11 protein-coding genes are annotated in these 13,727 nt (G+C 70.7%); 7 read left to right on the top strand and 4 right to left on the bottom strand.

What is annotated here, in order from left to right; genetic code table 11:
• Positions 1-165: 165 nt before the first annotated feature.
• Positions 166-1,449, bottom strand: a complete 1,284-nt coding sequence (eno, locus tag ACIP98_RS38170; RefSeq protein ID WP_319664116.1) for a phosphopyruvate hydratase — start codon at positions 1,447-1,449, stop codon at positions 166-168.
• A gap of 80 nt (positions 1,450-1,529) precedes the next feature.
• On the opposite strand from eno, the gene ACIP98_RS38165 reads away from it, so the two are divergent.
• Positions 1,530-2,399 carry a winged helix-turn-helix transcriptional regulator gene (locus ACIP98_RS38165; protein ID WP_401980932.1) on the top strand — a complete coding sequence of 290 codons (870 nt, stop codon included), beginning with the start codon at positions 1,530-1,532 and terminating at the stop codon, positions 2,397-2,399.
• Positions 2,400-2,530: 131 nt separating this feature from the next.
• Here ACIP98_RS38165 and ACIP98_RS38160 read toward each other — a convergent pair whose 3' ends face one another.
• The 3 genes from ACIP98_RS38160 to ACIP98_RS38150 all read right to left on the bottom strand — a co-directional run bounded on the left by ACIP98_RS38160 (position 2,531) and on the right by ACIP98_RS38150 (position 6,584).
• Positions 2,531-4,774, bottom strand: a complete 2,244-nt coding sequence (locus ACIP98_RS38160; RefSeq protein ID WP_401980929.1) for an RICIN domain-containing protein — start codon at positions 4,772-4,774, stop codon at positions 2,531-2,533.
• Between the two features lie 221 nt (positions 4,775-4,995).
• Positions 4,996-5,202, bottom strand: coding sequence for a hypothetical protein (locus tag ACIP98_RS38155; RefSeq protein WP_401980927.1), 207 nt, complete (start codon positions 5,200-5,202; stop codon positions 4,996-4,998).
• 491 nt (positions 5,203-5,693) lie between these two features.
• Positions 5,694-6,584, bottom strand: a complete 891-nt coding sequence (locus ACIP98_RS38150) for a hypothetical protein (RefSeq protein WP_319664118.1) — start codon at positions 6,582-6,584, stop codon at positions 5,694-5,696.
• A gap of 659 nt (positions 6,585-7,243) precedes the next feature.
• Between ACIP98_RS38150 and ACIP98_RS38145 the strand changes: the two genes are divergently transcribed.
• The 6 genes from ACIP98_RS38145 (at position 7,244) to ACIP98_RS38120 (ending at position 13,721) form a co-directional block, all read left to right on the top strand.
• On the top strand, positions 7,244-8,182 hold the full coding sequence (locus ACIP98_RS38145) for an ABC transporter ATP-binding protein (protein ID WP_401980925.1): 939 nt from the start codon (positions 7,244-7,246) through the stop codon (positions 8,180-8,182).
• Positions 8,179-9,027, top strand: a complete 849-nt coding sequence (locus ACIP98_RS38140; RefSeq protein WP_319664120.1) for an ABC transporter permease — start codon at positions 8,179-8,181, stop codon at positions 9,025-9,027. Before ACIP98_RS38145 ends, ACIP98_RS38140 begins: the two co-directional genes overlap by 4 nt.
• A 79-nt stretch (positions 9,028-9,106) precedes the next feature.
• The gene (locus tag ACIP98_RS38135; protein WP_401980923.1) at positions 9,107-10,435 is read left to right on the top strand and encodes a sensor histidine kinase; all 1,329 of its coding nucleotides are present in this window, start codon (positions 9,107-9,109) and stop codon (positions 10,433-10,435) included.
• Entirely contained in the window at positions 10,432-11,109 is a 678-nt protein-coding gene (locus ACIP98_RS38130) for a response regulator (RefSeq protein WP_401980920.1), read from the top strand. The genes ACIP98_RS38135 and ACIP98_RS38130 overlap by 4 nt, the downstream gene beginning before the upstream one ends.
• Positions 11,110-11,421: 312 nt before the next feature.
• Positions 11,422-12,363 (top strand): ABC transporter ATP-binding protein, encoded by a 942-nt coding sequence (locus ACIP98_RS38125; RefSeq protein ID WP_401980919.1) that lies wholly within the window; start codon positions 11,422-11,424, stop codon positions 12,361-12,363.
• Entirely contained in the window at positions 12,360-13,721 is a 1,362-nt protein-coding gene (locus ACIP98_RS38120) for an ABC transporter permease (RefSeq protein WP_401980918.1), read from the top strand. The genes ACIP98_RS38125 and ACIP98_RS38120 overlap by 4 nt, the downstream gene beginning before the upstream one ends.
• Positions 13,722-13,727: the final 6 nt, after the last annotated feature.

Raw genomic sequence — 13,727 nt, 5'->3', positions numbered from 1 at the left:
CGGCGGCGGAACAGTCACAGCCATACCTGGAACCCCTGGGTTCCGCCGATCCTACGAGTGACCGGTGCGAACCCATGAAGAAGGTAGGGCAACAGTCATACCGGGCCCGGAGGCCAGCGGCCCTCTTGCAGGACCGCGAAAAAGATAACGGGGCGCCCGTTCGCGTCATCGGCGGAGGCCGAGGGCGTCCCTGCCCGCGTACCGGGCCTGGGGCCCCAGTTCCTCTTCGATGCGGATGAGCTGGTTGTACTTGGCGGTGCGGTCCGAGCGGGACATCGATCCGGTCTTGATCTGGCCGCAGCCCGTGGCCACGGCGAGATCGGCGATCGTGGTGTCCTCGGTCTCCCCGGAGCGGTGCGACATCACCACCGTGTAGCCCGCGCGGTGGGCGGTGCCGACGGTGGCCAGGGTCTCGGTGAGGGTGCCGATCTGATTGACCTTCACCAGGATCGAGTTGGCAACCCCGTTGTCGATGCCCTCGCGCAGCAGGGTCTCGTTGGTGCAGAACACGTCGTCGCCGGTGAGCTGGCACCGGTCGCCGAGCCGGGCCATGAGCAGCCGCCAGCCGTCGAGGTCGTCCTCGGCCATCGGGTCCTCGATCGAGGCCACCGGGTGGCGCGTGACGAGGCCCGCGAGGTAGTCCACGTGCTGTTCGGGCGTACGGCGCAGGCCCTCGCCCGAGTAGTCGTAGACCCCGTCCCGGAAGAACTCCGAGGTGGCGGGGTCCATGACGACGGTGATGTCCTCGCCGGGCTTGTAACCGGTGCGCTCGACGGCACGGACCACGAAGTCCAGTGCTTCGTCGGCGGTGCGCAGGTCCGGTGCGAATCCGCCTTCGTCGCCGACGCCGGTGCTGTGGCCGGCGGCGATGAGGTCGCGGCGCAGGGTGTGGAAGACCTCGGAGCCCATGCGTACGGCTTCGGCGAAGGTGGCCGCGCCGATCGGGGCGATCATGAACTCCTGGAAGTCCAGCGGGTTGTCGGCGTGCGCGCCGCCGTTGATGATGTTCATCATCGGCACGGGCAGCAGTCGTGCGTCCACCCCGCCGACGTACCGGTACAGCGGCAGACGGTGAGCGGCCGCGGCGGCCTTGGCCACGGCCAGCGAGACGCCCAGGGTGGCGTTGGCCCCGAGCCGGGCCTTGTTGGGGGTGCCGTCCAGTTCGATCAGTGCCGCGTCGACGGCAGCCTGGTTCTCCGCGTCGAGGCCCGTCACGGTGTCCGCGATGCTCTCGTTGACGGCGTCCACCGCCCGGCGTACTCCCTTGCCGTGAAAGCGACCCGGGTCCCCGTCGCGCAGTTCGACGGCCTCTCGTGCGCCGGTCGACGCCCCGGACGGTACGGCGGCCCGGCCGGTCGAGCCGTCCGACAGCTCGACGTCCACCTCGACGGTGGGGTTGCCCCGGCTGTCGATGATCTCGCGGCCGATGACGCGGGTGATGGCGGTCATGGTGCAGCTCCTCACGTTCGATCGGAATAAGTTCCATACTGAAACAAAGTGAGTTCCCGGAGGGAACTTACTATGGGGTGATGAAGATGCACAACGCCGACGCGACCTGCGGGATCGCCCAGGCCGCCGTGATCACGGGTGACTGGTGGAACGTCCTGGTCCTGCGGGAGATCGCACGCGGCCACGTACGCTTCGACGCCCTCGCCGCGGAGCTGGGCCTGTCCCGCAAGGTCCTCACCGAACGGCTGGGACGGCTCGTCGCGAGCGGTGTCCTGCGTCGCAGCCTCTATCAGCGCCGCCCGGTCCGGTACGAGTACCTGCTGACGGACGCCGGCACCGGGCTGCTCCCGCTGCTGGTGGCGATGCAGGACTGGGGCGACCGTTGGGTCCTGGGGGATGGAAGCCTTACCGCGACGGCGGCCGAGGACAGCGCGGAGCACGCCCGCGTGCACTCCCTGACCGGCACCCGGCTGGCCGAGGGGCTCGAACTGCCGGGCAGCGACGGGACACCACGTGACGCGGTCGCCCCGGAGGCCGCCGCGACCGTCCTGTTCGCCTACCCCGCCACCGGCGTGCGGTGGGAGGAGCCGTTGCCGGGCGCGGCCGGCTGCACACTGGAGAACCGCCTGTTCCGCGACGCCTGGCCCGCCTTCCGCGACGCGGGTGCCGCCGTCCACGGCGTCAGCACCCAGCTGCCCCACGAGCAGGCCGCGTTCGGCCGGGCCGAGTCGGTGCCGTACCCGCTTCTGTCGGACGCCCGTCTTCAGCTGGCCGCGGCCCTGCGCCTGCCCACCTTCCACGCCGCCGGCCGAACGCGGCTCAAGCGCAGCGTCCTCGTCCTCGACCGGCAGCGGACTGTGCGGCACGTACTCTTCCCCGTCGACGACATCCCGCACGCGGTGGACGAGGCCCGGCGGCTCGCCACCGCGGTCGCGGCCGACCACGACTGAACGCCGCACGGCGAGACGTACCCGGCACCCTTCGTTCGGCACGACGATGCGCCCAGCGGGGAGTTGCACAAACGCAGGGGCCGGCCCGGTGCGGGCCGGCCCCTGCGTCCGGTGCGAGAGGGAGGACGGACCTACGGATAGCTGACCAGGTAGGCCACGTTGCTGGCGGCCGTGACCTGGTTGCCGGTGTTGTCGATGATGTGGTTGATGGTGCCGGCACCGCCCAGGACCGTGGTGACCATGCTGTGGAACTTCACCGTGGACGTCGTGGGCACCTCGATGCCGTGGCCGAGCACCAGGGAGGGGTTGTCACGGAGGTAGGCGTAGACGCCCACGCCCCATGCCTCGTGCGACGTGACGGAGTTGGCGACCTTGTACGAGGCGTAGCCGAGGTCGCCGCCGCTGGTGGTCCAGGCGGCCTGGTCGGGCACGTCGTAGGGGGTCTCGCTCTGGTAGAAGTACGTACGGCCGCCGTTGCCGTTCCAGGTGGTCTGGTACTTCTGGTAGTGCTCGACCGCCAGACCGTACATGGTGACGTTGTTGCCGTTGACGATCAGTCCGTTGGCGGCCGGGTTGGTGGTCCAGCCCACGCCGTTGGTGTGATCCCCCCGCCAGAGCCACAGGTCGTCGCCGATGACGTCGTTGCTGTTGACGACCAGTGTCTGGGTCGCCTTGCCCGGGACGTCGCCGCCGATGCGGAAGAACACGTCGTGCAGCACGATCGGGTCGGCGGCGTGGCCGGCGGTCGACCCGGCCGGGCCGACCTGCATGAGCGTGGCCGAGTTGGTGGTGTTCGCGCTGATCAGCAGTCCGGCGATGTCGATGCCGTCGACGTCGGCGGTGGTGATCGCGGCGTTGCCGTTGTCCGGGACCAGGGTGGCCAGGCCCATTCCGAGGACCACCGTGTCGGGGCGGGTGATGTTGAGCGCGGCGGACAGGTGGTAGACGCCCGGCGTGACGAGCAGGTTCTTGCCCGCGGCGAGTGCGTTGTTCATCGTCGTGGCGGTGTCACCGGGCTTGGCGATGTAGAACTGGCTGATCGGCAACGAGGTCCCGGGGGCGGTACCGCCCACCCAGTCCGGCCCTTGGACGTTGCTCCGCAGGGACGGGACGAAGACCTGCCAGGCGCCTGCGCCGTCGACGTAGACGAACGGCTTCTCGCGCATGACCGGGCTCTGGGCCACGGTGGTGTACGGCGGGTTGGGGAAGCCGGTGGCCGGGGCCCCGGTGTCACCGACGAAGACCATGTTCCAGTTGCGGCCGGTCCAGCCGCCGTTCAGGGCGGTGTTCCGGGTCAGGAACTGCTGCTGGGTCCCGGAGTTGACCTGGCCGGATATCCGGGAGTCGGCGACGAAGCCCCCGCTGGACCAGTTGGTGCTGGTGCCGTGGGTGTCGTCCCACAGCTTCATGCTGCCGTGCACGTCCATCCGCCGGAACGGGTCGGCCTGCGAGACGGCCCACATCGTGCTGCCCGAGCTGGGGCTCAGCGACATGTTCTCGACGTCGCGCCAGAAGTTCTGGGTGGCGTTGCCGTCCTCGAGGTGGCCTTCGACGTGCACGCCGCCGCCCGTGATCGACACCTGGGTCGGTGACAGGCCGAGCCCGGAGACCTGCGTGTAGTACCCGACGGGTATGTCGACGTTGTACGTGCCGGGGGTGAACAGCAGGGCGTTGCGCTGGGTGCCGAACTCGTTGGTCCGCTGGGTGGCGTAGACCGAGTTGACCTTCGACTGGATGGCGGCCGCCGACATCGACGGATCGAACACGGTGACGTTGGGGCCGAAGTCCGGAGTGCCCGTCGGTGGTGTGACGCCCCCGGAGAGCGCGAAGGACTGGGCGGCGGTGCCGTTGCAGGTGTACTGCTGCAGCTGGACGCCGTCCGCGGTGGACGCCGACGGGACGTCGAGGCACTTCCCGCTGTTGCGGTTGACGAAGTGGTACGAGCCGGAGGCCTCGGCGACCGGCAGCCACTGCTGGTTGGCGCCGCCGCCGTAGAGCCACAGCTGGGTCAGCGCGCCGTCGGCGGTGGAGACGTCGGTCTCGTCCCATACCTGATTCGGCGCGGAGGCCGCGCCGATCCGGTAGTAGCCGCTGTCGGTCGCGGTGAACTGCCAGGACTGGGCGGCGGTCCCGTTGCAGGTGTACTGCTGCACTGCCGTGCCGTTGGCGGTGGTCGCGGCGCGTGCGTCCACGCGCTTTCCGCTGTTGGCGTTGACGACGGTGGTGGGCGTGGTGGGGATGGTCGCCGCCCCGGCCTCCGGGGCGGCGAGCAGGGTGATACCGGCGGCGACCGGCAGCAGGGCGGCGGTGGTGAGGAAGGCGGTGAGTCTGCGGTGACGGCGGACTCGGACGAGCACGGCGGGAGCGTTGGTCACGCGTGTCTCCTCGGTCGCGTTGCGGGGTGCGCGAGCTGGATCGGACGGTAGGAGTCATCGACCCAGGCGTCAATACAAACCAAAAATTAAGTCGTGAAATATGGGGCCGGCATGATGATGTGACCGAGCATCAGCATAGGTGCGGGGTTCGCCGGACGGCACGGCGGTGGCTCGGCCTCACCTGGTCACGCACGGCCCTTACCGCCGCCATGTCTTCGCGATCAATCCGATGGCGGTGGCCCGCCATCGGAACCGGCGCGCTCCGCAAGAAGTCCGACCATCAGGATGCCGTCGTCCTGGCGCACATCCTGCGGACCGATGCCGAGCTTGACCGGGCCGCCACCCGAAGACTGCGACCTGGTAAGGGCGATCGCCGTCCGGGCCCGCCCCACGTCCACATCAACGACCCGGACACCGAGCCGTCGCATGATCGGCCCGGTGCCAACTTCATGTCCGGGACCTCGAAGACGCCGTCAACCGCTGGCAGGTCTTCGCGCGCCGTCCGCGCCGACCGCTCTACGTGCCGCGACCGCACTTGCAGGGCTGCGACCTCTGGGACGACCGCCTGCTGATTGAGCGGCCCGTAGGGGCTCTCACAGACGAGCGGCCCGAGAAATCGCGTCGATCATCAAGAAAGCCTACGCCGGGTTCCTGGAGAGAACCCTGCCCGACCCCTCCGCGCCACGCGCTTGGCCCTGGTGGCGCCGGAGGTGCCAAGACCTGGGCGACGTCTTGCTCGTTCCGTCTCAAGAACATGATCGCCCGGACAAGTCCCGGGCGAACACCGACGCCGCCGTCTGCGCCATCGCCGAACGGGCCGCCGAGCTGCTGGGACACTGACGCAGCACCGTACGAGCCCGCTCCACCGGAACTGCCGCACCACACCACCAGGCCGGCCGGGCACGGGCCGGGCGGGTCGCTACGCCGCACGAGCAGGCCGCCCGTTCGGTGTCCCGGCGCTTCGCCGCTCGTGAAGATACGCGTGCCCCATGAACCCGAGCAGGACCGCCAGGAGCACCGCGGACGAGCCCGCGGTGCCCAGGTCGAGGCCGCCCTTGGCGGTGGGCTTGGTCAGGAAGTCGCCGGCGGTGGCGCCCAGGGGGCGAGTGAGCACGAACGCGATCCAGAACAGCAGCACGTTCGGCACGGCCGGGACGTACACAAGAGCGAGCAGGCAGGCGAGCAGCCCGGTGATGAGCAGTGCGCCTCCGGCGTAGCCGAGGCCGGAGCTGTCGGACAGGAAGTCGCCCATCGAGGTGCCCAGGGTGTTGGAGACGAGGATGGCCGTCCAGAACAGGGCTTCCGCGCGGAAAGTGTGGATGTCCCGGAGGGTGAACGGCAGCCGGGTCAGCCGCCAGGCGGCGAAGATCGCGATCAGAAGGGAGGCGAGGATGCCCGCACCGGTGGGGTAGCCCAGTCCCAGTCCCTGGGGTCCCCAGCCCAGTGATGTGGAGCCGTGGGAGAGGTACTCGGCGCCGGCATCGCGGTTCATGAAGTCGGACATGGTGGTGCCCGCCATGCTGGTGGAGAGGATGACCGTCCAGTAGACGAAGGGGTTGTAGCGCCACGACCGGAGCTGAACGGCAAGGGTGACCAAGAAGATCGAGAACAGGGCGACGGTGGTGAGGAAGTAGCCGATCTCGAGGGTCTGGGCGAAGAGGTCGCCTGCCGTCTCCCCGAGCGTCGTCGCCGCGATCTTCATGATCCAGAAGGCCAGGGCGACCTCCGGCAGCTTCTTGACCGCGGATGCGCCGACCGTCTCGCCGATGCCGGCCGCGGGTGCCGCGGCAGAGGTCTGCGGTTTGTCCATCTCCGTCCCTCCAGGGCCGTCATGCATGAGTGATCGACTGTCACGCAGGGGGCCCGGGGCGGGGCGCGGTCCTCACCGTTCACGCCGGCCTCCTGTACGCGGGCACGGCCCGCAGGGCATTGAGGGCGCTGCCAGGCCGTGCCCCGCACACGACGCGCCGGCGGGCGACCGGCGGTCCGCGCGCACGAGGCCGACTGCTGCAGGCGTCGCGCAGGGCATGGACGGTGGCCTCACTGGAGAAGCGGGGTGCCTGACGGCACCTCGTACACATTCGTCTACAAATGAGTAGACGCCCCGCAGTCTAGGGTCGGGAAGGAGCCGGACGACGGCGGGGCGCGCCGGAGAACGAAGTTCTCCACACGGTTCCGCGAGGTCCCCTTTCCCGTGCCTGTCTCCGCTCACGGGCTGCCGCAGAAAGCCGCCGCCGACCGGGTGATGCGCGCACGACCCACCACGCGGAGAAGCCCGCGGCCACCCGCCGGCCCGCGGTGGGGTCGCGGCAGGTCAGCCGTGACCGGGCGCGCGCAGGGAGTGGTACCGGGGTACTACGGCATCGTCGATGATCGGTCCCGGGTACCACGGATCTCGCCGCGGTGGAATCTAGCGTTGCAGGTGAGGCGGTCGGGACAGTCCGGCCCACGACGACCCAGGGGCCACCGATGATCGAGGCACACCAGCTGACGAAGCGGTACGGGGAGAAGACCGCGGTCGACCGACTCGACTTCACGGTCCGGCCGGGCACCGTCACCGGGTTCCTGGGGCCGAACGGGGCGGGCAAGTCGACCACGATGCGGATGGTCGTCGGGCTGGACGCGCCCACCAGCGGATCGGTACGGGTCAACGGCCACCGCTACGCCGGACACGCCGCACCGCTCCAGGAGGTCGGTGCCCTGCTGGAGGCCAAGTCGATCCACCCGGGCCGGTCGGCGTTCAACCATCTGATGGCCCAGGCCCACACCCACGGCATCCCGCGCAGCCGGGTGGAGGAGGTCATCGAGCTGACCGGCCTGCAGTCCGTCGCGAAGAAACGCGCGGGCGCGTTCTCCCTGGGCATGGGACAGCGCCTGGGCATCGCGGCCGCCCTACTCGGCGACCCTGCCACCGTGATGCTGGACGAACCGGTCAACGGCCTGGACCCGGAAGGCGTCCTGTGGATCCGCAACCTTCTGACGGGGCTGGCCGCCGAGGGCCGGACCGTCTTCGTGTCCTCGCACCTGATGAGCGAGGTCGCGCTCGTCGCGGACCACCTGATCATCGTGGGGCGCGGGCGCCTGCTGGCCGACACCACGGTGCAGGCTCTGGTCCGCCAGGCAGGCGGCGACGTGGTGAAGGTGGCCACGGCCGACCCGGCGCGGCTGCGCGAGGTGCTGGCCGGGGCGGGTGTGGAGATCACCGGCCGGGCCGGCTCCGAGGAGCTTGTCGTCACGGGACTGTCGGCACGCGCGATCGGTCTCAAGGCCGCCGAGCACGGCATCGCGCTGTTCGAACTGGCCCCGCGAACGGTCTCCCTCGAAGAGGCATTCATGGACCTGACCAAGGACGCCGTGGAGTACCACGGGTCCGTCACCGGATTCGAAGCCCCCGGGAGTGTGCTGTGAACACCATCGCGCCGAGCCAGGAATCCACGCCTGTCGCCGCGTCTGTCGCGCGACCCGCCTACAAGGTGACGGGAACACGAGTGCTGCGCTCGGAGTGGGCCAAGCTGTGGTCACTGCGCTCCAGCTGGATCACCCTCGGGCTGGGCCTGCTGTTCCTGGTCGCGTTCGGTCTGATCGCCGCGTTCCAGTTCAAGGCCAGGATCTCCTCGGGCCGGCCCATGGACCGCGACTTCGCGGATGCCACCGCACTCAGCCTGTCGCTTTTCGGCACCAACTTCGCCCAGTTGGCACTCGGCGTCCTCGGGGTGCTGGTCGCCGCGGGTGAGTACTCCACCGGCATGATCCGCTCGACTCTGGCCGCCGTTCCGCGGCGCCTGCCGGTGCTGTGGTCCAAGGCCGCGGTGTTCGGCGTGATCGCGCTGGCCTTGAGCACCGCCGGCGTCTTCGTGACCTTTCTCGCCGACAGCGGCATCGTCGCGCAGACCCGGGCGGCGATGACGCTGTCCGACGCGGGTGTCGTGCGCGGTCTGCTGGGGGCCGGTCTCTACCTCGGCCTCGTCGGCGTGATCGGCGTCGCCCTGGGTGCGCTGCTGCGGTCGGTGGCGGGTGGCATCTCGGTGCTGGTGGCCTCGCTGATGCTGATCCCCGGCCTGATCTCGCTGCTTCCCACCGCCTGGCAGGACAACATCAGCCCCTGTCTGCCCAGCAACGCCGGCCAGGCCATGTTCGCCCTGCATCACGACGCGACGACGCTGTCGCCCGTGGCCGGGTTGATCGTCTTCGTGCTGTGGACCGCAGCCGCCCTGACCGGAGCCGCAGTCCGGCTGGTGCGCAGCGACGCATGAGGCATGCTCGTCCGCGGCACCCGGCCGGCGCCGGGTGCCGCGGACGGCTTTTCCCGCCCACGATGGACAGGTGAGATCCGTGAGCCAGCAAGGCACCGCCTCCTTCGACCCGGACCTGCCACCGGCCGCGGTGGACGATCCGTTGTCCGGGCACCCGGTGTTCGTGCGCTGGTCCAGGGCGAGCCAGCGCGTGCGGCAGGCGGACCGCGATCACCCGTGGGTCCTGGACACCGTGGTGGTGGCCCTCGTCCTGCTGGTGTTCTGCGTCCCGGATCTGGTCCACGACGACGATGGCCTGCGGGAGCACCGGATCGCCTTCACCCGGCTGCCGCTGCCCGCGACGCTGCTCCTGCAGGCGGGTCTGGTGCTGCCCCTGCTGTGGCGGCGCAGGCGCCCGGCGACCGCTTTCGCCGTGGTCATGACGGTCTTCGTGCTGCAGTGGGCTCTCGGCGCGGCACTGCGGGCGGACGTCGCCCTGCTGGTCGCCCTGTACAGCCTGGCGCTGCACGGTCGGCTGCGGCAGCTGGCGTGGGCCTGTGCGGCCATGGCAGCGGCCCTGGCGCTGGTCGCGGTACGGCTGTCCGCCGCGGTGTCCGTCTGGGACTCCTCGTTCTTCCTGTTCAGTGCCGCGACCGCGGCGGTCGCGGTCGGCATCGCCGTGCGGATCCGCCGGGCCCAGCTGGCGGGTCTGCGTGAGCGCGCGGCCCGCCTGGAGATCGAGCGGGACCAGCGCAGCCGGCTCGCCGCGGCGACCGAACGCACCCGGGTGGCCCGCGAGATGCACGACATCGTCGGGCACAACCTCTCCGTCATCGTCACGCTGGCCGACGGCGGCGCGTACGCCGTCGGGGCCTCCCCGGAGCGCGGGCGGGAAGCCCTGGTGCTGATCGGTGACACGGGCCGACAGGCACTGGGCGAGCTGCGGCGCATGCTGGGCGTCCTGCGCGACCGGACGACCGAGGAAGGCCCGGAGCTGAACCCGCAGCCGGGCGTCGCCGACATCGACGGGCTGTGCGCGCGGATCCGCGCGGCCGGACCACACGTCGTCTACACGGCGGGCGGCGAACTGGAGGACCTGGACCGCGGAGTGCAGCTCATGGCGTACCGCATCGTGCAGGAAGCACTCACCAACGCCCTCAAGCACGCCGGCCCTCACACCAGGGCGCACGTCAAGGTGACTGCTGACGCCACCCGGCTGCGGGTCCGCGTCGACGACAGCGGGCCGCCGGGCGGAGCCGGGCACTCGCCTCCGGGAGAGCCGGGACATGGGCTCGCGGGCATGAAGGAGCGCGCCGCGCTGTACGGCGGAACCGTCACGGCAGGCCCCCGACCCGGCGGTGGCTGGACGGTGACGGCGGACCTCGAGCTCGCCCCCGACCAGCTCGACGCCGCGGGCGGCGTGGCATGACCACCGTTCTGATCGTGGACGACCAGCCCCTGCAGCGCTACGGCTTCCGGATGCTGCTGGAAAGCCGACCCGGCACCGACGTGGTCGGGGAAGCCGGTCACGGCACCGAAGCCGTCCGCCTGGCAGCGGAGTTGCGGCCTGACGTCGTGCTGATGGACATCCGGATGCCCGGCATGGACGGCATCGAGGCCACACGTCGGATCGTCGGCACGGGAGGGCGCTCACGTGTCCTCGTCCTGACCACCTTCGACCTCGACGAGTACGCCCATGCCGCACTGCGCGCGGGAGCCAGCGGGTTCCTGCTCAAGGACGCCCACCCAGAGGAACTGCTGGCCGGCATCCGCGCGGTGGCGGAAGGCGACGCGGTGGTCGCCCCGGCCGTGACCCGGCGCCTCCTCGACGCCTACGCCCACCATCTCCCGGCCTTCCCGCCCGGCGCCACCGCGGCCGACGACCCCCGGTTGACGGCCCTGACCGGACGCGAACGGGAGATCCTGGTCGCCATCGGCCGGGGATGGACGAACGGCGAGATCGCCGAACGCCTGGTCCTGTCGGAATCGACCGTGAAGACACATGTCGGCCGGGTACTGGCGAAGGTCGGCGCCCGAGACCGCGTCCAGGCCGTCATCCTCGCCTACGACCTGGGACTCACCCGGCCCCATCCGCCCGGCTGACCCCTCGCGGGTTCCCGCGCTCCCGGGGCCCGTTCCTGACTGCGGCGGGGGTGGTACGGCCCCACGCGCTCACCACACTGCCCGGTGGCGTCCCGAGGGGACTTCGCCGGGTAGCCGGCGGTTGCGGTCAGGCCGCCGCCGCCGGAGCCCCCGGGCCTGTCCACGTCTGACTGGTCTGAACGGATCGCGGCGCATTCGTGCACTCCGACTTGCCGATGCCTTGACGATCCGTTCCCCCGACGTTCAATCCGCCGTCTCTGCCGAGGCCGTGCGCCTCCCTAAGGTCCTTGAGCGTTGAGGAAGAAGGGACTCATGGACACACTCCTCGCAGTCCGTGCCCGCGGGATCACCAAACGATTCGGAGACGTTGTCGCGCTCGACGCCATGGATCTGGATGTGACGCGGGGACAGGTGCATGGTCTGGTCGGGCCCAATGGAGCCGGCAAGACGACGCTGCTCGGCCTCCTTCTCGGGCTGGCGGTCGCCGACAGCGGCGGCCTCGAGATCCTGGGCACTCCGATCGGGCGCACGCTCGCCGCTCCTGACGGTGTCTCCGGTTTCGTGGACGGACCCGGCCTCTACCCGTCGCTCACCGCCAGGCAGAACCTTGCCACGCTCGCCGCACTCCGCGGCCAGGACGCGCGCGCGGCGGGGATCGACGAAGCGCTCGACCAGGTCGGGCTCACGGACGTCGCCGACGACCGGGCGCGCGGGTTCTCCCTCGGCATGCGGCAGCGGCTCGGGCTCGCCGCGGCGCTGCTCACCAAGCCCCGGTTGCTCGTGCTCGACGAACCCTCCAACGGCCTGGACCCGGCGGGCAAGAAGCACGTGTACGGCGTCATCACCCGGCTCGCGAACGAGGGAGCCGCGGTCGTGATCTCGAGCCACCACATGGAGGATCTCGAGGCGCTGTGCTCGGAGGTCACCATCCTCGCCACCGGACGGGTCGTCTTCTCGGGCCCGCTGGGCAAGCTGGCGGCCGAGAACCGCGAACTCGACTACCGGCTGCGGACCTCCGACCCGCGCGCCGCCCGTCGACTGGCCGCCGGCGCAGCCGGGATCCACGTCGTCGGCGACGCCGGGGCCCGGCACGACGAGGACGTGCTCGTCGTGCGCACGCTGGTGGCCGCCCTCGATGAACTGGTGGCGGGACTCGTGCGCGCGGGTATCGCGGTGCGCGAGCTCGCACCGGTGGTGTCGCCGCTCGAGGCGGCGTTCCTCGCCCTCACCGAACAGCCGGAGGCCGGCCGATGACCGCGACCGCCATAGTCGCCGACACCGCCGTCGGCAGCGCTTCGCGCGCCCCGGTCGCGCGTGTCTACCGTTTCGAACTGGTCAAGCTGGTCTCGCAATGGCGGATCCGCTTGCTCGTCCTGGCCTGCTGGATCGCGCCGGCGCTCTTCGTCGCGGCCGTGAGCCGGCAGAGCACGCTTCCCGTCGACACGCTCTTCGGGCGCTGGATGCTCGCGACGGGGTGGGCCGGGCCACTGGTGATGCTCGGATTCGCGGGGACGTGGGCGCTTCCGCTCGTGACCTCGGTGGTCGCCGGCGACGTGTTCGCCTCCGAGGACCGGCTCGGCACCTGGCGGCACCTGCTCGTCGCGGTCCGGTCGCCTCGGCGGATCTTCGCGGCGAAGACCCTCGCCAGTCTCACCGTCCTCGTGCTGCTCGTGGCCGGGCTGGCCTGCTCCAGCACCGTCGGGGGGCTCGCCGCGGTAGGCAACCGGCCGCTGGTCGGCCTCGACGGGCACCTCCTGGCGCCGTCCGACGCCGCCGTGCAGGTGCTGCTCGCCTGGCTCTGCGCACTCGCCCCCACCCTGGCCCTGGCCGGCATCGGCCTGCTGGGATCCATCGCGCTGGGGCGCTCTCCCATGGGGCTGCTGCTGCCCGCGCTCGTCGCGCTCGTGATGCAGGTCGCCCAGATGATGCCGCTCCCCGTCGCCGTACGCGTCGCTCTGCCCGGGTACGCCTTCATCGCCTGGAACGGTCTGTTCACCAGCCCCGTGCAGCTCGCGCCGCTGCTGATCGGCATCGCGGTCAGCCTGGTGTGGGCCGTGACCGCGACGGTGCTGGCGTATGTGCTCTTCCTGCGGCGCGACTTCACCAACCTGTCCGACGACGGCTCGTCGCGTCGCGTGGTCGTCGCCGGAGTCCTGCCGCTGGTGGGGCTGGTGGTCGCGACGGTCGCGATCGTCGCGGCGACGACCTCGGCCACGGGTTCCGGTATCGAGCAGGACAAGGTGCAGCGCTCGGTCGCCACCGCGTTCGCCCACCTCTACCGCATGCAGACCGACCAGCTCAACCGCCCCGCTGTCACCGAAGACCAGCTGAAGGCCACGGCGGCCTGCACCAAGGCCGGTGTCAGCGACAACGCCGAGGGGGCCGGGAACGACTGGCGTTGCGTCGTCTCCTGGCACCTGCCCGGTGTGGCCGCCACGGGGTCGGCCGTCTACCAGCTCGACATCACCCCGGACGGGCGGTTCGTCGCCGACGGCGACGGGCCGAAGGAAGTGAACGGCTACTTCCTGGTGCGGACTCGCGATGGGGACGCACCGAACCCGCTCTGGCAGTTCGACGGCAACGCCGAACTGCTCCCCACCTCGAAGGGATAACTCAAC

Source organism: Streptomyces sp. NPDC088354 (assembly GCF_044753585.1).
GTDB lineage: Bacteria > Actinomycetota > Actinomycetes > Streptomycetales > Streptomycetaceae > Actinacidiphila.
This window is presented reverse-complemented; position numbering and strand designations above follow the sequence as displayed.

Excerpts from the sequence above, each read along its gene's own strand:
- eno (WP_319664116.1), bottom strand. The coding sequence starts at position 1,449 with ATGACCGCCATCACCCGCGTCATCGGCCGCGAGATCATCGACAGCCGG.
- ACIP98_RS38165 (WP_401980932.1), top strand. The coding sequence starts at position 1,530 with ATGAAGATGCACAACGCCGACGCGACCTGCGGGATCGCCCAGGCCGCC.
- ACIP98_RS38155 (WP_401980927.1), bottom strand. The coding sequence starts at position 5,202 with ATGCGACGGCTCGGTGTCCGGGTCGTTGATGTGGACGTGGGGCGGGCC.
- ACIP98_RS38150 (WP_319664118.1), bottom strand. The coding sequence starts at position 6,584 with ATGGACAAACCGCAGACCTCTGCCGCGGCACCCGCGGCCGGCATCGGC.
- ACIP98_RS38145 (WP_401980925.1), top strand. The coding sequence starts at position 7,244 with ATGATCGAGGCACACCAGCTGACGAAGCGGTACGGGGAGAAGACCGCG.
- ACIP98_RS38130 (WP_401980920.1), top strand. The coding sequence starts at position 10,432 with ATGACCACCGTTCTGATCGTGGACGACCAGCCCCTGCAGCGCTACGGC.
- ACIP98_RS38125 (WP_401980919.1), top strand. The coding sequence starts at position 11,422 with ATGGACACACTCCTCGCAGTCCGTGCCCGCGGGATCACCAAACGATTC.
- ACIP98_RS38120 (WP_401980918.1), top strand. The coding sequence starts at position 12,360 with ATGACCGCGACCGCCATAGTCGCCGACACCGCCGTCGGCAGCGCTTCG.